The following is an 18,686-nucleotide window of genomic DNA, read 5'->3' on the forward strand; positions in this document are numbered from 1 at the left end:
TCACCCCTGAACCTCAAGGCCCATGGAACGGGCCGAGCCTTCGATCATCTGAACGGCCGCCTCAACGGTGTCGCAGTTCAGATCCTTCATCTTCTTCTCGGCGATCTCGGCCATCTGGGCGCGCGTGACCTTGCCGACGAAGCCGCCCTTGCCGGGCGTCTTGGAGCCGGTGCCGGGCTTCTTCTTCGTGTCGAGGCCGGCGGCCTTCTTCAGGAAGTAGGAGACCGGGGGGGTCTTCAGCTCGAAGGTGAAGGAGCGGTCCTGGTAGGCGGTGATCACCACCGGGATCGGCATGCCCTTTTCGAGCTGGCCGGTCTGGGCGTTGAACGCCTTGCAGAACTCCATGATGTTCAAGCCGCGCTGACCGAGCGCGGGGCCGATGGGCGGCGCCGGATTGGCGCTGCCGGCGGGCACCTGCAGCTTGATGTAACCTGCGATTTTCTTCGCCATCAAAAAACTCCCCGGCATTTCGGCAGCCGGCCGAAGATGCCAATGCACGCCGACGCGATCGGTAGATCACGGGCGTGCGGACTGAGGACCGCGGTTCGGCGGGCGAATTCCGGCTGGCGAACCGGGCACGCCTCCCGCGTATGGATGCACTCGGCAGCCGAGTGCTGAGGTCATCTACATGATACGCCGCCGCGGGGGAAGGCCCTGCGGCCCCCCACCCGTGCATTTTCGCGCCGCCGCTGGCAAGAAAGCGGGGCGCGGGTGCCTCAGCCCTTCAGCTTCTGCAGCGCCTTCGCGCAGCCCACGGAAATCTGCTCGCCATGGGCTTTCAAACATTTCAGCAGGCGCCCCTCACCGGGCGGAACGGTGGGGCACAGGCGCTCGATATCCGGCTTGCAGTACTGGATGACCTGTTCCTGCGCGAAGCTCGACGACGCGAACATGGTGCCGCCGGCGATGGCCAGCGCCAAAACAACCCTCTTCATATCCAAGCCTCCGGAAGCGACCATGTGCGGAGGAGCTGGCCGCCCGAAGGCACGCTAGGGGGCGCCCGAGACGCGCACCATGCAGAAAATGGACCCAACCGTGCGGGCAAAAGAAAAGGCGCGGTCGCCCGCGCCTCCTCCACGTCGGAAAGGGATCGAAGAAAGCCGTCAGACCTTCTCGACCTGATTGAACTCCAGCTCCACCGGGGTCGCGCGGCCGAAGATCGACACGGCAACCTTGAGGCGGGAGCGAGTGTCGTCCACTTCCTCGACAATGCCATTGAAGGAGGCAAACGGCCCGTCGGACACCTTCACCGTCTCGCCCACTTCGAACGACACGGAGGGTTTGGGACGCTCGATGCCTTCCTGGACCTGCTGCAGGATGCGCATGGCCTCCGATTCGGAAATCGGCATCGGCTTGTTGTCGGCGCCCAGGAAGCCGGTCACCTTCGGGGTGTTCTTGATGAGGTGGAATGCCTCGTCCGTCAGGTCCATCTTCACCAGCACGTAGCCGGGGAAGAACTTGCGTTCGGCATCGACCTTCCGGCCGCGACGCACTTCGACGACCTTCTCGGTCGGCACCAGAATCTCATCGAACAGATCGGTCAGGCCGCGCTGCTCCGCCTGCTCGCGAATCGAATCGGCCACCTTCTTCTCGAAGTTGGAATAGGCGTGGACGATGTACCAACGTTTTGCCATGGAACCCTTCCCGCCGCCTCAGTGCCCGATGGTGAGCAGGGTGGACACGCCGAACCGGATGACCTGATCGGCGACGAAGAAGAAGATGGCGGCGAGGAACACCATCACGAACACCATGGCCGTGGTGATCAGAGTCTCGCGCCGGGTCGGCCAGGTGACCTTCGCCGTTTCGGCGCGGACCTGTTGAAAGAACTCGACAGGACTGTTCTTCGCCATGCGTGACACGGCGGCCCTTTGGGAAAAGCTCCCGGTGACCGCCACCTCTCCTTGTTCGAGGACGCCCCGCGCCCGATTGCGCGCGCCGCCGCCGGAAACTCAAATAGCCCGCCTTAGCCCTTTCCGGAAGGGTGCGAGCGCTGAACCGAGCCGGGTTGATATGGGATGCTCAAAGCGCGGGCTGAAGCGCCCCTCGCGCCGACCCCATCCCGAACCGCCGCTTTTGACCCTGCCGCCCCGCCCGGTGGCGGAAGCTGGCAGGAGTGGAGGGACTCGAACCCCCAACCCCCGGTTTTGGAGACCGGTGCTCTAACCAGTTGAGCTACACTCCTAGGCCTCGCCCCGCATGGCGCAGCCGACCTGCTTGAAGCATTGGGCGCGCGGCATCCGAGGGTAAAGCCCGCCGCGCCGGGAAGCGACCCAGCGCATCGGTGGCGTGTGTGTAGAGGCATGCGGGGCATCTGTAAAGGGGATCGCGCACCTGCAATGGTGTCGTCCCCAGCCCATCGGCGTTGAAAGTTGAATGGCTCACGGTTCCGGCTTGCCGCCGTCCTTGGGCTCCGTGTGCGAACCATACGGCTTGCCTGGACCCGCACAGTCCTGATTCGCGCTGGTCCCCAGGGCATTCTCGAAGACACAACGGGTCGTCCGCGGATCCCCCGCACGACCCGGTCGAATTTCCTGAAACGCACGCAGCGACCGTCGGGGCCCCGATAGCCCGGCGCGCCTTTGCAGCCACACCCTTCGCAAGGCGGCCGGACTGGGCACGGCTCCTTCCCCTGCACCGACGACGAGGGGAGCAGGATGGCACCAAAAGCCGGAGCACAAAGACACACGCAAAAGAAAGGGCGGCGCCGAAGCACCGCCCCTTCCGAACTCTTGAGATGGACACAAGGTCCATCCCCCATCATCACTCGATGATGGAGGCAACCACGCCGGCGCCGACGGTGCGGCCGCCTTCGCGGATGGCGAAGCGCAGCTTCTCTTCCATGGCGATCGGAACGATCAGCGCCACGTCCATCGACACGTTGTCACCGGGCATCACCATTTCGGTGCCTTCCGGCAGCGTGCACACGCCGGTCACGTCCGTGGTGCGGAAGTAGAACTGCGGGCGATAATTGGTGAAGAACGGAGTGTGACGGCCGCCCTCTTCCTTGGTCAGGATGTAGGCTTCGGCCTTGAACTTGGTGTGGGGCTTCACCGAGCCGGGCTTGCACACGACCTGGCCGCGCTCCACGTCCTCACGCTTGGTGCCGCGCAGCAGGATGCCAACGTTGTCACCAGCCTGACCCTGGTCGAGCAGCTTGCGGAACATTTCGACGCCAGTCACCGTGGTCTTCACGGTCGGACGGATGCCGACGATTTCCACTTCCTCGCCGACCTTGATGATGCCGCGCTCCACGCGACCGGTCACCACGGTGCCGCGGCCGGAGATGGAGAAGACGTCCTCGATGGGCATCAGGAACGGCAGGTCAACCGGACGCTCCGGCTGCGGGATGTAGGCGTCGACCTGGGTCATGAGCTCCAGGACGGCGTCACGGCCGAGCACGGGGTCGCCGTTCTCAAGGGCCACGAGGGCCGAGCCGCGGACGATCGGGATATCGTCGCCGGGGAAGTCGTACTTGGACAGAAGCTCACGCACTTCCATCTCGACGAGCTCGAGCAGCTCCGGATCGTCGACCATGTCGCACTTGTTGAGGAACACCACCAGGGCCGGAACGCCGACCTGACGGGCGAGCAGGATGTGCTCACGGGTCTGGGGCATCGGGCCGTCAGCAGCGGACACCACCAGGATGGCGCCGTCCATCTGCGCCGCGCCGGTGATCATGTTCTTCACATAGTCGGCGTGCCCGGGGCAGTCGACGTGCGCATAATGGCGGTTCTGGGTCTCGTACTCGACGTGAGCGGTCGAGATGGTGATGCCGCGCGCCTTCTCTTCCGGCGCCTTATCGATCTGGTCGTAGGCGGTGAAGGTGGCGCCGCCGGTCTCGGCCAGGATCTTGGTGATCGCCGCGGTCAGCGAGGTCTTGCCGTGGTCGACGTGACCAATGGTGCCGATGTTGCAGTGCGGCTTCGAACGGTTGAACTTCTCTTTGGCCATCGTTTTCTCTCAGTCGGTCGGGCGCCCGCACGGGCCGCAAAAAAAGCCGCCGTGGGATAGGTGGTTTCGCGCGCGGATGCAAGACCCGTGCTTCAGGTGGCCGGCGCCCTGCGTGCGAATCGCGTGGAGATTGGAGCGGGTGAAGGGAATCGAACCCTCGTATTCAGCTTGGAAGGCTGCTGCTCTACCATTGAGCTACACCCGCCTCGTGGTGAGCCATAACACGCGCATCGCCGCGGCGGAAGACACAGCATACAAGCCTGGGGGTAACTTCCCAGCGCCCGTCAGGAAGCGCATTTGGACACCACGCAGCCCCACCGGCCGATGCGCGCCGCGCGACACATCGCCTCAAGCCCGGCAGGCCTGTCGGCCCACCCGGCGCACTCAGCAGCGCGTGTGGGAAATTGAATGCTCTTGCGAGCGATGGCGGCCGTTTCCGGCCGCCGCGACGACGGGTGGTGGAGGGGGTTGGATTCGAACCAACGTAGGCAGAGCCAACGGATTTACAGTCCGTCCCCTTTAACCACTCGGGCACCCCTCCATACGACGGCCCGTCGTCGTGACCGCCCTATGCGGGCGGGTCATCACGGCCCGGCCCCATTCGATACGCAAGCGAATCTCAGGTGTTCCGAACCGTCAGCCAGCGACGCGAACGTGTCGGGCGCCGGCTGAGGACCGGGTTTATGTAAGGCGACCTCGCTCAAGTCAACCGCAAAAGCGCAGCAGGACAATCGAGCTGTGGATGACGCGGCTGTTGGCGGCCGTCTCGCGGACGTTGCGGGGCCTTCTCCCTCTTGCGTCGGGGCGTCGGCTCTGACAAAGCCTCGACCATGTCCGATCGTCCTCCCCATAAGCCGCCGCGCGCCGGCGGTCCCCGGCGCCCCTTTGGCGGCAAGAGCTTCGGCGCAGCGGGCGGACGCCCGCGCCATCCCGGCAAGGGCGGCGCTCCCGCCTGGGCGGGCGAGGATGACGTCGCGCTGCTTTACGGCTGGCACACGGTGGCGGAGGCGCTGGCGAATCCCCAGCGTCGCTTCCGCAAGATCCTGGCGACGGAAAATGCCGTTCACCGCATCGAGGAAGCCGGCCTCGCCCTGCCGGTGACGCCCGAGCTGGTGCGCCCGTCGGACATCGACAAGCTGGTGGGCGCGGACGCGGTGCACCAGGGCCTGCTGGCGGAGGTGGACCACCTGCCCTCCCCCGCGCTCAAGGACATTGCCAAGACCGATCTCGTGCTGGTGCTCGACCAGATCACCGATCCGCACAATGTGGGCGCCATCGTGCGGTCCGCCGCCGCCTTCGCGGTGAGCGCCATCGTCACCACCGCGCGCCACAGCCCGGCGGCCACGGGCGTTCTGGCCAAAAGCGCCTCCGGCGGGCTGGAGCATGTGCCCATCTGCCTGGTGCAGAACCTCGCCCGCGCCCTCAACGAGCTGAAGGACAACGGCATGCTGGTGGTGGGCCTCGACAGCGAGGGCGCCGCCGATTTGGAGGATACCCCCCTGCGCGCGCCGCTCGCACTGGTGCTCGGCGCCGAGGGCAAGGGGCTGCGACAGCTCACGCGCGAAACCTGTGATGTGCTGGCGCGAATCGACCTGCCGGGCGCCATCAAGAGCCTCAACGTCTCCAACGCCGCCGCGCTCTCTCTGGGGGTGGCCCGCCACGCTCTGAAGCGGGGCTGAGCCGCGTTTTTCGTGCAAGGCGCCATTGCGCTACCGCCGCAACTCACCTTGCGGCATTGCACCTAAGACTAATAGACTATCGTCGCACCCCACCATCCCCGTCACAATACCGGCGGGCGCGTGAGCGCCCAGCTCTGCCTTACCGCCCGCTTCAAGAGGCGGCCCGCGAGCCGAAGGAGGAACGCCTGTCCACCGCCTGACGTCGGCGCATGCCGCTGAGCATGGCCGCGCGCGCTGCGGCTCGCCCAAGTCCTCCCCCGCGGCCCACGCCATGGCAGGGACCAAGCCTGGCTCAGCTCCACCGCCCAAGGGCGGCAGGGGCCTCGACGTGGGAGGACATGTCCATGAGCGTGACAACCGCGCGGGAGGCAGCAGCCCCTCGCCCCATGACGCGGGAGGAGAAGCGGGTCATCTTCGCCTCATCCCTCGGCACAGTCTTCGAATGGTACGATTTTTATCTTTACGGCTCGCTTGCGGCCATCATCGGCGCCCAGTTCTTTTCCGCCTATCCACCAGCCACCCGCGATATCTTCGCGTTGCTGGCCTTCGCCGCGGGCTTTCTTGTGCGCCCGTTCGGGGCATTGGTCTTCGGCCGGCTGGGTGACCTTGTCGGGCGCAAATACACCTTCCTCATCACCATTCTCATCATGGGCCTGTCCACCTTCCTGGTGGGTATTTTGCCCAATGCGGCGGCCATCGGCATTCTGGCGCCCATCATCCTGGTCGGCCTGCGGCTGCTGCAGGGCCTGGCGCTCGGTGGCGAATATGGCGGCGCGGCAACTTATGTGGCCGAGCACGCACCCCACGGACGGCGCGGCTTCTACACGTCCTGGATCCAGACCACCGCGACCCTTGGCCTGTTCCTGTCCCTGATCGTCATCCTGGTGACGCGCACGCTCACGGGCGAGGAAGCGTTCCGCACCTGGGGCTGGCGCGTGCCGTTCCTGGTGTCGGTGCTGCTGTTGGGTATCTCGGTGTGGATCCGCCTCCAGCTTTCCGAATCACCCACCTTCAAGCGGATGAAGGAAGAAGGCACCACCTCCAAGGCCCCCATTTCCGAGGCATTCGGGCACTGGGGCAACATGAAGGTCGTGCTGATCGCCCTGTTCGGCCTCGTCGCCGGCCAGGGTGTGGTCTGGTACACGGGCCAGTTCTACGCGCTGTTCTTCCTGCAATCGATCCTGAAGGTGGACGGCTATACCTCAAACCTGCTGATCGCCTGGTCGCTGGTGTTCGGCACGGGCTTCTTCGTCTTCTTCGGCTGGCTGTCGGACAAGATCGGGCGCAAGCCCATCATCCTGGCCGGTTGCCTGATCGCGGCGGCGAGCTATTTCCCGCTGTTCAACCTCATCACCACCTATGCCAACCCGCCCCTTGAGAAGGCGGTGCAGAATGTGCGGGTGACGGTGGTGGCGGACCCGGCCGGCTGCGGCTCGCTCTTCAATCCGGTGGGCACGCGGGTCTACAACCAGCCCTGCGACCTGGCGCGCGACTTCCTCGCCAAAGCGGGCGTGAAATACAGCAGCGTCCCCGGCACGCCCGGTGCCCCGGTCGAGCTCAAGGTGGATGGGCTCAGCGTGCCGTTCGGGCCGGACTTCGCCAAGAATGCCGGCGCCGCATTGCAGGAGGCCGGCTACCCCAAGGCCGGCGCCAACAATGAGGTGGTGAAGATGTCCCACCCGTTCGACATCTTCCGCCCGCAGGTGGCGGCGGTGATCGGGCTTTTGTTCATCCTGGTGCTGTTCGTCACCATGGTGTACGGGCCCATCGCGGCGGCGCTGGTGGAATTGTTCCCGGCGCGCATCCGCTACACCTCCATGTCGCTGCCCTATCACATCGGCAATGGCTGGTTCGGCGGACTTCTGCCTGCGACGTCTTTTGCCATGGTCGCGGCCACCGGAGACATCTATTTTGGTCTCTGGTATCCGATCGTGATTGCGTTGATGACCTTCGTCATCGGTCTTCTGTTCGTGCCGGAGACGAAGGACCGCAACATCGATCACTGGCATTGAGCGCCCTTTACGACGGGCGCTCGCCACCAACCTCTGGCGCGGCCTCTTCAGCCGCGCCCCTCCCGGGACGGCCCCGCATGACGCGGGGCCGCTTTTTTTGGGGTCCCAGCCGCGGCGCGCGAGCGAACGGGCCGGTATAAGCCGGCTTGACGCGCGGGCCCGCTTCAGGGGATAGCTTCGCCCAGGGCGTACAGCCTCCGGACTGCACCGGGGCTGCGGGCGAACGCCTTCCGCCAGCGCGACAACGGCTCTCACAAAGCCACAAAGCGCCGGCACGAAAGGTCCATGGGCCGCGTTAGCTCAGCAGGTAGAGCAACCGCCTTGTAAGCGGTAGGTCGTCCGTTCGATTCGGACACGCGGCACCATCCCCTGCCCTGCATCGCCCTCATAGGACGGCGACCAGTGGGGCGCGACGAGCGGGGGCGCGACGAGCAGCGCCCGAAGGACGCCGCCCGCACCCCCATCAGAGCAGGGGGAAACCCAAGGACTTCAGCACCGTGCCCAGCTGATCGCGTCCGGTGAGGGATTCCGGCGCCTTCACACGGGCCAGCGCGGTGCTCACCCAGCCCACCTCGGCCATGCCCTGGCCATGCTGGAAGCCCTTCATGGTCGCCTCGTAATGATCGATGGGCTCCTGTGGCAGGCTCGCATCATAGCGCTCCTTGTGGAGCACCAGCTTCTGCGAGAGGCGCGGCTTCACGTCAGCTGGCCGCTCGGGGTCGGGATAGCCGATGCACATGCCGAATACGCCCATCACATTGGGCGGCAGGCCCAGCAGCCGCGCCACCTCCTGCGGCTTGTTGCGCAGCGCGCCGATATAGACGCAGCCGAGCCCCAGGGATTCCAGCGCCACCACCGCATTCTGCGCCGCCAGCGCGGCATCGATGACGGCGACGACATAGCTCTCAAGAAAATCGAGCCCGGTGGTGGGCGTGTCATTTCGGCGGCCGAGGGTTTCCAGCCGCGAGAGGTCCGCCAGCCACACCAGCATCAGGGGCGCCGCGATGACATGCTTCTGTCCGCCGGTCACCTCGGACAAGGCCGCGCGGGTCTCCGGATTTTGCACGGAAACCACGCTGAAAGTCTGGAGGTTGGAGGACGAGGGCGCCGACTGGGCCGCCGCCACCAGCGTTTCCACCAGTCCATCCGGCAATGGCCGGTCGGAATAGGCGCGCACGGTGCGGTGCGAGATCAGGGCCGCGATGGTGTCATTCAGGATCAGCTTGGCCGGCGCCTCGTCGGCGCCATAGCGGGCGGCCAGGAGGTCCGCGGGCGAAAGGGTCTCGGCAGGCGTTTCGGATCGGCTGGTGGACATCTCGAACTCCTTGAGCGGATGCGGCTTCGAGCGGCCGGCCCTCGCCACCCGCACCCGGCCCGCTGCGGCAAGATGCAGGCCGAATCGCAGCGGCCACCGGAAGAGCGACGCGATACCGAGCGGACCAGTTGCAGGCCTTCTGCCAGCGGCAACGTCGCCGGCAAGGTGCCCTTGCGCCGGAGCTTTGTACAGCCCCTGCATACAGGCGAAGAGCGCCCGCGCCGCCCCTGCTCGTGGCTGCGCCACCGTTGCGAATGGCTGCGCCGCCCTTGCCGATGGCTGCGCCGCCCTTGCCGATGGCCGCGCGGCCCCTACATGAGGACCAGCGCGAGGGGGCGGCGCGGCCGGACACGGCCAAACTCGGGATTTCTCATGACGGCTTTCTCGATCCTGGATCTCGTCCGGGTGACCGTAAACGCGGACGCCCGCGCGGCGCTCGACAATGCCCGCGACCTTGCCGCCCATGCCGAGCGCTGGGGCTATCGCCGCTTCTGGGTGGCCGAGCATCACAACATGCCGGGCATCGCCTCCGCCGCCACGGCGGTGGTCATCGGCCATATCGCGGCCGGCACCTCCCGCATCCGGGTCGGGGCCGGCGGCATCATGCTGCCCAACCATTCCCCCATGGTGGTGGCCGAGCAGTTCGGCACCCTGGCCCGCCTCTTTCCCGGCCGCATTGATCTCGGGCTCGGGCGCGCGCCCGGCACCGACCAGCTCACCTTCCGTGCCCTGCGCCGCACGCACGCGGACGCCGACCGCTTCCCCCAGGACGTGCTGGAGCTCCAGGCCTATTTCCAGCCTGTGCAGCCCGGCCAGACGCTCCAGGCCGTGCCGGCGGCCGGGGTGGACGTGCCCTTGTGGATTCTCGGCTCCTCCACCTTCGGCGCGCATCTGGCGGCGGAACTGGGGCTGCCTTACGCCTTCGCCTCCCATTTCGCGCCGGCCCAGCTGATGGAGGCGCTCCACGTCTACCGCACCCGCTTCAAGCCCTCGGCGATGCTGGACAAACCCCACGCCATGGCCGGCATCAACGTGATCGCGGCGGAAACCGATGCACAGGCCATCCGCCTCGCCACCACCCAGCAGATGTCGTTCGCCAATATCTTCCGCGGCGCGCGGGGTCTGAGCCTGCCGCCCATCGACGACATCGAGACCTATTGGACCCCGGCGGAGAAGGCCCAGGCCCAGCGCATGCTCGCCTGCTCGGTGGTCGGCTCGCCCGAAACGGTGCGCTCGGGCCTCGCCACCTTCATCGCGGAAACCGGGGTGGACGAGGTGATGGTGGTCTCTGACATCTTCGACCCCATCCTGCGCCTGCGCTCCTTCGAGATCATCGCCGGCCTGGGGCTGGACGAGGGATCGCCGCCGCCGGTCTGAGACGCACGCCGGACCTGAAGGCGCAACTCTTGCATGTGCGCGGGGCAGGAGCCCTGCGCATGAAAACCTTTCTCGACTGGTCGGCTTACGACACCTACGGCATCGGCGACGCCTATTCCGGAATCCCCGCAACCGGCGGGAATTATGCGAAGGCGGTGGCCGTGTGCATGCACAGCCGGGATTGTCAGAATACCGGCAAAGGGGTGATGTGCCCTTCCTACCGCATCACCGGCGACAAGGCCCATTCCACCGAGGCGCGGGTGGCCGCCTTCAAGGCCGCGCTCAATGACGGCTCCGATGCGGAGGCCTTTGCCGACCCGCGGCTGGACGCCGCCATGGACCTGTGCGTGTCATGCAAGGCCTGCAAGAAGGAATGCCCGAGCGCCGTGGACATGACGCTCATCAAAACGGAATACCTCGCCCAGCGTCATGAAATCAAAGGCGTACCCACCCGCACCCGCCTGTTCGGCGGCGTGCCGGAATGGACCGGGCGCCATCGCCGCCTGCTGCGCGCCGCCATTCGCCTGCGCAATCGCTGGCGGCTCGCCGCGCGGGTGGCCGAAAAGTGGCTCGGCATCACCGCCCGCCGGCCCATTCCCGAGCCCACGGCCAAGCCCTTCTCCCCCGCCCCGACCCTGGCGCCCGAGGCGGCGCCGCGCAGGGAGGTGATCCTGTTCGTGGACACCTTCTGCCATCATTTCGATCCGGACATCGCGGAAGCGGCCCAGACGGTGCTGGAAACCGCCGGCTATCGGGTGCGCATGGCCCGCCCCTCCCCGACGGATCCGGAGCCGAACCGGCCCTTGTGCTGCGGGCGCACCTATCTCACCACCGGCATGGTGGACAAAGCGCGCGGGGAGGCCCAGCGCGTGCTCGCCGCCTTCAAGGACGAGATCGCCGCCAAGACGCCCATCATCGGCCTCGAACCCTCCTGCCTGCTCTCGCTGCGAGACGAACTCTACAGCCTGGGCCTCGGCCCGGAGGTGGGGGATCTGGGCAAACAGCTCTATTTGCTGGAAGAATTCCTCTCCCGTGAGCACCAGAACAAGCGTCTTCGGCTGGAGCTGAAGGAGCTCGACCTGCCCAAGGCCCTGTTGCATGGCCACTGCCACCAGAAGGCGTTCGGGGTGATGAAGGCGACCCGCAAGGTGCTCTCCTGGCTTCCCGGCTTCTCCTATGACATCGTGGAAACGAGCTGCTGCGGCATGGCCGGCAGCTTCGGCCTGGAGGCCGAGCACTATGACGCCTCCATGAAGATGGCGGAGCTGAAGCTTCTGCCCTCCGTGCGCGATGCGGCGGCGGACACGCCCTTGATCGCCAACGGCTTTTCCTGCCGCCACCAGATCGAGCATGGCACCGGTCGCAAGGCCCGCCACATCGCTTTGCTGCTGCGCGACGCCCTCGCCGCCCCGGTGCGCTGAGGGCGGGACGCGACGCGCTCAAGCCGGCTGGCTCTCCGCCGGCTCGGCAAGATCCGGCGTCACCAGCAGATCGAGAAAGGCCCGCGCGGCGCCATCCAAGGCTGCGCGGCGGTCCTTCTCGAAGGCCGGGCCGGCGCCCATATGGGCGACCACCAACTCCCAGCACAATTCCGGGGAAGCCAGCTCCACCACGGCCAGGGCCGGAGCCCGCGTGCGCGCGATGGCCTCCGGCACCAGAGCAACCCCCAGCCCCCGCGCCACCAACGCCAGCAGGGTTTCAAGATCGCTCACCTCGAACGCGAGCCGCCGCTCCACGCCCGCGTCCGCAAAGCCGCGATCCACCACCCCCCGCGTGCCCCATCCCGGCTCGAAATCCACGAACGGCTCATCCGCCAGATCCGCCAGTGTCACCTCGGGCCGGCGCGTCAGGCGATGGCCCTTGGGGCACACCAGCACCAGCGCCTCGCAGGCGATGAGGGTGGTCGCGATGTCCACCGGGGCGCGGCACAAAGGTAGCATGGCAAGGTCGAGCTCTCCCGCCCGCACCTTCTCCAGGAGCTGATCGGTGCCGCCCTGGCACAGCCGCACCTCGATGGCGGGAAAGGAGGCGTGGAAGCGCGCCAGGAGCGCCGGCAGGTCGAGAAAGGCCGGCAGGCTCTGCACCGTGCCGATGGCGAGCGACCCGCGCTCCAGCCCCGCCACGGCGGCCACCGCTTCGCGCGCCTCGCGCGCCGCCGCCAGCACGGGCCGGGCCTTGTCCAGAAGCACCCGCCCGGCAGCGGTCAGGCGCACCTGGCGGGTGGTGCGCACGAAGAGCTGCGCGCCCAGCTCCTCCTCCAGCGCCCGCACCGAATTGGACAAAGCCGATTGCACGATGTTCACCCGCCGGGCCGCGCGGGTGAAATGCCCCTCTTCCGCTACGGCAATGAAATGCTGAAGCTGCCGCAATTCCATGATGCGCCACCCGCCCCGGCCATTCATTCAACATCGAGATAAATGCCATCTCGATATTCCATTTGAAAGATTAATAGCCCCGGCCCATGGTGCGCAAGCATTCGATCCGGAGGGCGACTCTGGCGCCGCCGGATTCTTCTCCCAAAGAGGAGATTTCCATGAAAGTCGGGTTCATCGGATTGGGCCATATGGGTTCCGGCATGGCGCGGAACCTGCTGAAGGCCGAACACGCCGTCACTGTCTATAACCGCACCCCTGCCCGCGCAGACGCTTTGGTGGCGGAAGGCGCCCTGCGCGCGGAAAGCGTGGCGCAGGCCTGCGGCGGCGAGGCCGTCATCACCATGCTGTCGAACGACGCGGCGGTGGAAGAGGTGGCGTTCGGCGCCGGCGGCATCATTGCCAGCCTGCCCAAGGGCGCGCTGCACGTGTCCGCCAGCACCATTTCCGTCGAGCTGTCGGAGCGCCTCGCCGCCGCCCACGCGGACGCTGGCCAGCTTTATGTGTCCGCCCCCGTGTTCGGGCGGCCGGATGTGGCGGCGGCGGGCAATCTGTTCGTGGTCGCGGCCGGTGAAGCGGCGGCCATCGCCCATGCCCGGCCGCTGTTCGAGGCGGTGGGCCAGCGCACCTTCGAGGTGTCGCAGACGCCTTCCCGCGCCAACCTGGTGAAGCTTTCCGGCAATTTCCTCATCGCCTGCGTCATCGAATCCTTGGGCGAAGCCTTTGCTCTGGTGGGCAAGGCCGGCATCGACAAGACGCAATATCTGGAGCTGCTCACCTCCACTTTGTTCGGCGCGCCGGTTTACAAGAATTACGGCCGCATGCTGGCTGAGCCCGGCGACCATCCGGTGGGTTTTGCCGCCCCGCTCGGCCTCAAGGACGTGAAGCTCGCTTTGTCCGCCGCCGAGGCGCTGGAAGTGCCCCTGCCGCTGGCCAGCCTGTTGCGCGACCGCTTCATCACCCTCCTCGCCCAGGGCGGCGCGGACCAGGACTGGTCCGCCATCGGCCACCTCGCCGCCCGCGATTCCGGGCAGGCCTGACCGTCCATAAGGAACATCCCATGGAACAGATCGAAATCGGCACGTCCGGCATCAAGACGTCCCGCATCGGCCTCGGCACCTGGGCCATTGGCGGCTGGATGTGGGGCGGATCGGACGAGAAGGACGCCATCGCCACCATCCGCACCGCCGTGGAGCGGGGCATCACGCTGATCGACACCGCCCCCGTCTACGGCTTCGGCCATTCCGAGGAGATCGTAGGCAAGGCCCTGGCGGGCGGGCTGCGCGAGAAGGTGCAGATCGCCACCAAGGTGGGCCTCGCCTGGAAGGACGGCAAGGTGTTCCGCGACAGCCGCCCGGCCCGCCTGCGCCAGGAGATCGAGGACTCTCTGCGCCGGCTGAAAACCGATGCCATCGACCTCTATCAGGTCCACTGGCCCGACCTCGAAACCCCGTTCGAGGAGACCGCGCGGACGCTGGCGGAGCTGAAGCGCGAAGGGAAGATCCGCGCCGTCGGCGTCTCCAATTATTCGCCCGCACAGATGGACGCCTTCCGCGCCGTCGCGCCCCTCGACGCGGTGCAGCCGCCCTACAATCTGTTCGAGCGGGAGATCGAGGCGGACGTGCTGCCCTATGCGGCGCGCACGGGGCTCACGGTGCTGAGCTATGGCGCCCTGTGCCGGGGCCTGCTCTCCGGCCGCATGACCCCCACCACCACCTTCGAGGGCGACGACCTGCGCAAGGTAGACCCCAAGTTCAACGCGCCCCGCTTCCCCCACTATCTCCAGGCGGTGGAGGAGCTGAAGGCGCTCGCCAAGACGCGCTATGGCAAATCGGTGCTGGCTCTGGCGGTGCGCTGGGTGCTGGACCAGGGGCCGACCATCGCCTTGTGGGGTGCGCGCCATCCCGGCCAGCTCGATCCGGTGGGCGAGGTGGCGGGCTTCCACATCGACGCCGACACCAAGGCGGAGATCGACGCCATCCTGGCCCGCACGGTCATCGACCCCGTCTCCCCCGCCTTCATGGCCCCGCCCAGCAAGCGGCCGGCCGAGGTGGCGTGACGTCCAGGACAACAGCCAGCGGGCTTCGCAGCGCGCCCGTCGACAGGACTTATGAGCCTTTGGCGACGCACAAAGGCAACTTCTAAGGCTTGTCGGGGGCCTCAGCGGCGGGGCTGCCGCGCTCAAGAGGGGGGCAGGACGAGGAGAAACACCCAAGGCCTGCCCCACGGCCATGTTTCCCACCCATGGCGGCCGAACGCCGGCCGCAACATTCCAGGCCGCCCTCAGCAAGAGGCCCGGAAAAGAGGTTGCGCAAGCTCCTCTGCGCGGTGCCGGCTCTTGATATCCCGACGCTTCGCTGAACTTCGCGAGAAAACGCAGCAGGACACCCCTTGCCGCGCCCACCACATCGGCAGGAGCGGGTTTTCGCGATCAGCGGAACTTACGTCGGTCCTGAATGGCGGTTCCAGAAAGCTCCGCCCCGCTGATCGCGCACGAGGGCCGCGCCCTATACGGCACCGGCAGCAATCATCAGCTCGGTCGGCCCCTCAGCCGGCATCAATGGCCGCCCCTCAGCCTTCCCATAGCGCCGCCAATGCTCGAAGCCGGATTCGTATTCGCCGCGCCGAACCGCCTCGTCGACGTCGGGATTTGCAGCCAGATAGCCCAGCTCGGTAAAGGCGGGCGGAGCCGTATCGATTCCAACATACAGGGAAAGAAAAAGCCTCATGATTTCGCCAACAACCGCGTTGGAAACATGAAGGCAGTCGACCCCATACGCCAGATTTCGCGGCGCGAGCGAGACGATATCGTAGCTGGGGAAATAGTCCACATCGGGGTGCAACGCCGCAAATTGTTCAGCGGCGACGCGCAATGTACTTTTTGACCGCATATTGGCGATAGCAACATCCTGCCCGGAAAACGTCTCGCTCATCGGGACCGGCGAAACGGTCACGATGAGACGGGCATGGCGATTCATGCTCTTGATCAGCCAGCGCATTTCCTCCAGGTCGGCAACACTCTGCGCCACATCGGTAATCACCAAGCGGTAGCGATCACGCTCGCGACGAACCGAGGTGAATGACGGCGCGCAATTGAGATAGCAATTTGCCTTATTATCCCACCACACCTCATTCAACCCGAGCGTGACAACAACGACGGACGCATTCCGGACGCGCGAAAAATAATCTTCAATCAAATATGTCCGACGCTCGATTGCGCGCTCAAGACTAACTGGCGGAATTCCAGGCCCAAGCTGCAAATCGGACCAACCATTGGGCCCCTCTTCAAACAAGGTCTTATTGATAACAGGCTTCGACACAGCCCATTTCAGCTCATTCACCATCGACATGGTCGTGAATTTGTTCACAAACCCATTGGGGCGCGCCGGCGCCTCGCTCTTGGGAGCGACAATTTTCTTGGAGAGAACGGCGCGCTCTCTATAAATCAAATGCTCTTCAATATTGCGCGCGAAGCACGAGCCGATGCAAAAAAATGAACTCTTTGCATCGATCGTGAATTTAGGTTTGTGGAATATACTAATTGGCGCTTCCTTGAAGCGCTCAATATTCTCACTCCACCGAGTGTATCGAGCGGCGGCCAGAGATTTCCAAGCCAATTCACCACGAATAAATTGCATGACAACCCGCCCTCATCATGACAGCCAACAGGTTGTACAAGGGTAGCGCTTTCGGAACGCTAACTCGCACAATCTCGCGTGCGATGTTCCGGTTCGCGCTTTCAAGTTCGATCAGCAAATGGCAGCATCCGCCACGGCCTTGAGAAAGCCAGGAACAAGCTCACCCTTCGGGCTTAGCCGAAAGCCCAATTCGAATTCAACCCCATTCTCTGGGGCGGAAATCCTATCGGCGTCCCCTCTCTTGCTCCGCGCGGACGACATCCTGCCCAGCCGGCGGGATCGCCGCCTTGACTTGTTGGTGGCAGCGCCTTTCGACTGGCCTCGGGTGTGGCGCGAGCGGGCGATGCACGGCAAAATTAGCACGGAAGCCGCAAAAACAAAGCCCGGCCGGAGCGGACACCGGCCGGGCTTCGAAGAATCGGGCGTGCGGGCCGCCTATTCGGCGGCACTCACATAGAGCTTGCCGCCCTCGGCCATGAACTCCTGCGACTTCTGCCGCATGCCCTCGGCGGCGGCCTCGGCGGTCAGCGCCGGGTCGGCGCCTTCCATCAGCTTGGCCTCGGCGCGCAGCTCCTGGGTGATCTTCATGGAGCAGAATTTCGGCCCGCACATGGAGCAGAAATGCGCCACCTTGTGCGCGTCCTTGGGCAGGGTCTCGTCGTGGAATTTCTGCGCCGTGTCCGGATCGAGGCCCAGGTGGAACTGGTCCTGCCAGCGGAAATCGAACCGCGCCCGGCTCACCGCGTCGTCGCGGATCTGCGCGGCGGGGTGGCCCTTGGCGAGGTCGGCGGCGTGGGCGGCAATCTTGTAGGTGATGACGCCGGTCTTCACGTCGTCCCGGTCCGGCAGGCCCAGATGCTCCTTGGGCGTGACATAGCAGAGCATGGCACAGCCGAACCAGCCGATCATGGCCGCGCCGATGCCGGAGGTGATGTGGTCATAGCCCGGCGCGATGTCGGTGGTGAGCGGGCCCAAGGTGTAGAACGGCGCTTCGCCGCAGGCCTTGAGCTGCTTGTCCATATTGGCCTTGATCTTGTGCATGGGCACATGGCCCGGGCCCTCGATCATCACCTGGCAACCCTTGTCCCAGGCGATCTTGGCGAGCTCGCCAAGGGTCTCCAGCTCGGCGAACTGGGCAGCGTCATTGGCATCCGCGATGGAGCCGGGGCGCAGGCCGTCGCCCAAGGAGAAGGAGACATCATAGGCCCGCATGATGTCGCAGATCTCGTCGAACCGCTCGTAGAGGAACGATTCGCGATGCTCCGCCAGGCACCAGCGCGCCATGATGGAGCCGCCGCGGCTGACGATGCCGGTGGTGCGGCGCGCGGTGAGCGGCACATAAGCCAGGCGCACGCCCGCATGGATGGTGAAATAGTCGATGCCCTGCTCGGCCTGCTCGATGAGGGTATCCTTGAACACCTCCCAATCCAGCTTCAGCGGGTCGCCGCCCACCTTCTCCAGCGCCTGATAGATCGGAACCGTGCCGATCGGAACCGGCGAGTTGCGCACGATCCAGGAGCGGATGTTGTGGATGTTGCGGCCGGTGGAGAGGTCCATCACCGTGTCCGCGCCCCAGCGGATCGACCACACCATCTTCTCCACTTCCTCGGCGGCGGAGGAGGTGACGGCGGAATTGCCGATATTGGCGTTGATCTTCACCAGGAAGTTGCGGCCGATAATCATCGGCTCCAACTCGGTGTGGTTGATGTTGGCGGGGATGATGGCGCGCCCGCGCGCGATCTCCGAGCGCACGAATTCCGGAGTGATGAAGGGCGGGATCTCCGCGCCGAAGCTCTCGCCGTCGCGGAGCGCCTGCTCGGCCCGCTCCAGCTTCTCGGCGCGGCCGAGATTCTCGCGGGCGGCAGCGAATACCATCTCCTCGGTGATGATGCCGGCGCGGGCGAACTCATACTGCGTCGCCATCTGGCCCGGCGCGGCGCGGCGCACGGTACGCTCGGCCGGGCAGGCCGCCACCAGCCGGTCGCCCGCAAAGCCGTTGTCCTCGGGCTTCACCTCCCGCGGGGCGATGGCCTCAAAGCCACGCTTGGCAATCCACGCCTCGCGCTGACCATGGATACCGGCATCAAGATCGATGGAGGGGGCGCACTCGGTATAAAGGCCCGAGGAATCATAGACATGCACCGGCGGCTCGGCGGGATCGGAAAGCGCGATCTCCCGCACCGGCACACGCATGCCGGGGGTGCCGGGAACATCGAGATAGACCTTGCGCGAGCCCACGATGGGACCGGTGGTGACGCTTTTTGGACCGTCCTTGGGACCGCCCGTGCTCAACTGGCTGGGATCGGCTGCTGTGTTCATGGCGCATCCTCTCTGGCACACGA

At 65.8% G+C, this 18,686-nt stretch carries 15 protein-coding genes and 4 tRNA genes; 7 read left to right on the plus strand and 12 right to left on the minus strand.

Annotated elements, in window-relative coordinates; all coding sequences use genetic code 11:
* From rplK to L0966_RS11830, 8 genes are all read right to left on the minus strand, one after another.
* A complete protein-coding gene (gene rplK / locus L0966_RS11795) occupies window positions 1-450 on the minus strand; it encodes a 50S ribosomal protein L11 (RefSeq protein ID WP_234052095.1) in 450 nt (149 codons plus the stop codon).
* Window positions 451-716: 266 nt separating this feature from the next.
* Window positions 717-935: a cysteine rich repeat-containing protein gene (locus tag L0966_RS11800; protein WP_234052096.1), complete on the minus strand. Its 219-nt coding sequence runs from the start codon at window positions 933-935 to the stop codon at window positions 717-719.
* A 168-nt stretch (window positions 936-1,103) separates the two neighbouring features.
* Window positions 1,104-1,634: a transcription termination/antitermination protein NusG gene (nusG, locus tag L0966_RS11805; RefSeq protein WP_234052097.1), complete on the minus strand. Its 531-nt coding sequence runs from the start codon at window positions 1,632-1,634 to the stop codon at window positions 1,104-1,106.
* Between the two features lie 18 nt (window positions 1,635-1,652).
* On the minus strand, window positions 1,653-1,850 hold the full coding sequence (gene secE, locus L0966_RS11810) for a preprotein translocase subunit SecE (RefSeq protein ID WP_234052098.1): 198 nt from the start codon (window positions 1,848-1,850) through the stop codon (window positions 1,653-1,655).
* A 255-nt stretch (window positions 1,851-2,105) separates the two neighbouring features.
* A tRNA-Trp gene (locus tag L0966_RS11815) sits at window positions 2,106-2,182 on the minus strand.
* 578 nt (window positions 2,183-2,760) lie between these two features.
* Window positions 2,761-3,951 (minus strand): elongation factor Tu, encoded by a 1,191-nt coding sequence (gene tuf / locus L0966_RS11820; protein ID WP_234052099.1) that lies wholly within the window; start codon window positions 3,949-3,951, stop codon window positions 2,761-2,763.
* 131 nt (window positions 3,952-4,082) lie between these two features.
* Window positions 4,083-4,156, minus strand: a tRNA-Gly gene (locus tag L0966_RS11825).
* A 251-nt stretch (window positions 4,157-4,407) separates the two neighbouring features.
* A tRNA-Tyr gene (locus L0966_RS11830) sits at window positions 4,408-4,492 on the minus strand.
* A gap of 289 nt (window positions 4,493-4,781) precedes the next feature.
* Here L0966_RS11830 and rlmB point away from each other — a divergent pair.
* The 3 genes from rlmB (at window position 4,782) to L0966_RS11845 (ending at window position 8,007) form a co-directional block, all read left to right on the plus strand.
* Window positions 4,782-5,630, plus strand: a complete 849-nt coding sequence (gene rlmB / locus L0966_RS11835; RefSeq protein ID WP_234052100.1) for a 23S rRNA (guanosine(2251)-2'-O)-methyltransferase RlmB — start codon at window positions 4,782-4,784, stop codon at window positions 5,628-5,630.
* A 344-nt stretch (window positions 5,631-5,974) separates the two neighbouring features.
* On the plus strand, window positions 5,975-7,642 hold the full coding sequence (locus tag L0966_RS11840; protein ID WP_234052101.1) for an MFS transporter: 1,668 nt from the start codon (window positions 5,975-5,977) through the stop codon (window positions 7,640-7,642).
* Window positions 7,643-7,931: 289 nt separating this feature from the next.
* Window positions 7,932-8,007 (plus strand) — tRNA-Thr (locus tag L0966_RS11845).
* Window positions 8,008-8,105: 98 nt separating this feature from the next.
* Here the strand turns inward: L0966_RS11845 and L0966_RS11850 are convergent.
* The gene (locus tag L0966_RS11850; RefSeq protein ID WP_234052102.1) at window positions 8,106-8,957 is read right to left on the minus strand and encodes an NADPH-dependent oxidoreductase; all 852 of its coding nucleotides are present in this window, start codon (window positions 8,955-8,957) and stop codon (window positions 8,106-8,108) included.
* A 372-nt stretch (window positions 8,958-9,329) separates the two neighbouring features.
* Between L0966_RS11850 and L0966_RS11855 the strand changes: the two genes are divergently transcribed.
* On the plus strand, window positions 9,330-10,334 hold the full coding sequence (locus L0966_RS11855) for an LLM class flavin-dependent oxidoreductase (protein ID WP_234052103.1): 1,005 nt from the start codon (window positions 9,330-9,332) through the stop codon (window positions 10,332-10,334).
* A 59-nt stretch (window positions 10,335-10,393) separates the two neighbouring features.
* Window positions 10,394-11,755, plus strand: a complete 1,362-nt coding sequence (locus L0966_RS11860) for a (Fe-S)-binding protein (protein ID WP_234052104.1) — start codon at window positions 10,394-10,396, stop codon at window positions 11,753-11,755.
* A gap of 18 nt (window positions 11,756-11,773) precedes the next feature.
* On the opposite strand, the gene L0966_RS11865 is transcribed toward L0966_RS11860, so the two are convergent.
* Entirely contained in the window at window positions 11,774-12,709 is a 936-nt protein-coding gene (locus L0966_RS11865; RefSeq protein ID WP_234052105.1) for a LysR family transcriptional regulator, read from the minus strand.
* A 158-nt stretch (window positions 12,710-12,867) separates the two neighbouring features.
* Between L0966_RS11865 and L0966_RS11870 the strand changes: the two genes are divergently transcribed.
* Entirely contained in the window at window positions 12,868-13,746 is an 879-nt protein-coding gene (locus tag L0966_RS11870) for an NAD(P)-dependent oxidoreductase (protein ID WP_234052106.1), read from the plus strand.
* A 20-nt stretch (window positions 13,747-13,766) separates the two neighbouring features.
* Window positions 13,767-14,765, plus strand: coding sequence for an aldo/keto reductase (locus L0966_RS11875; RefSeq protein ID WP_234052107.1), 999 nt, complete (start codon window positions 13,767-13,769; stop codon window positions 14,763-14,765).
* 448 nt (window positions 14,766-15,213) lie between these two features.
* On the opposite strand, the gene L0966_RS11880 is transcribed toward L0966_RS11875, so the two are convergent.
* Window positions 15,214-16,344: a GSCFA domain-containing protein gene (locus L0966_RS11880; protein ID WP_234052108.1), complete on the minus strand. Its 1,131-nt coding sequence runs from the start codon at window positions 16,342-16,344 to the stop codon at window positions 15,214-15,216.
* Window positions 16,345-16,779: 435 nt separating this feature from the next.
* Entirely contained in the window at window positions 16,780-18,663 is a 1,884-nt protein-coding gene (gene thiC, locus L0966_RS11885; protein WP_234052109.1) for a phosphomethylpyrimidine synthase ThiC, read from the minus strand.
* Window positions 18,664-18,686 lie beyond the last annotated feature (23 nt).

The organism is Xanthobacter sp. NM-59, from assembly GCF_021401125.1.
In the GTDB taxonomy this organism is placed as follows: Bacteria; Pseudomonadota; Alphaproteobacteria; order Rhizobiales; family Xanthobacteraceae; genus Xanthobacter.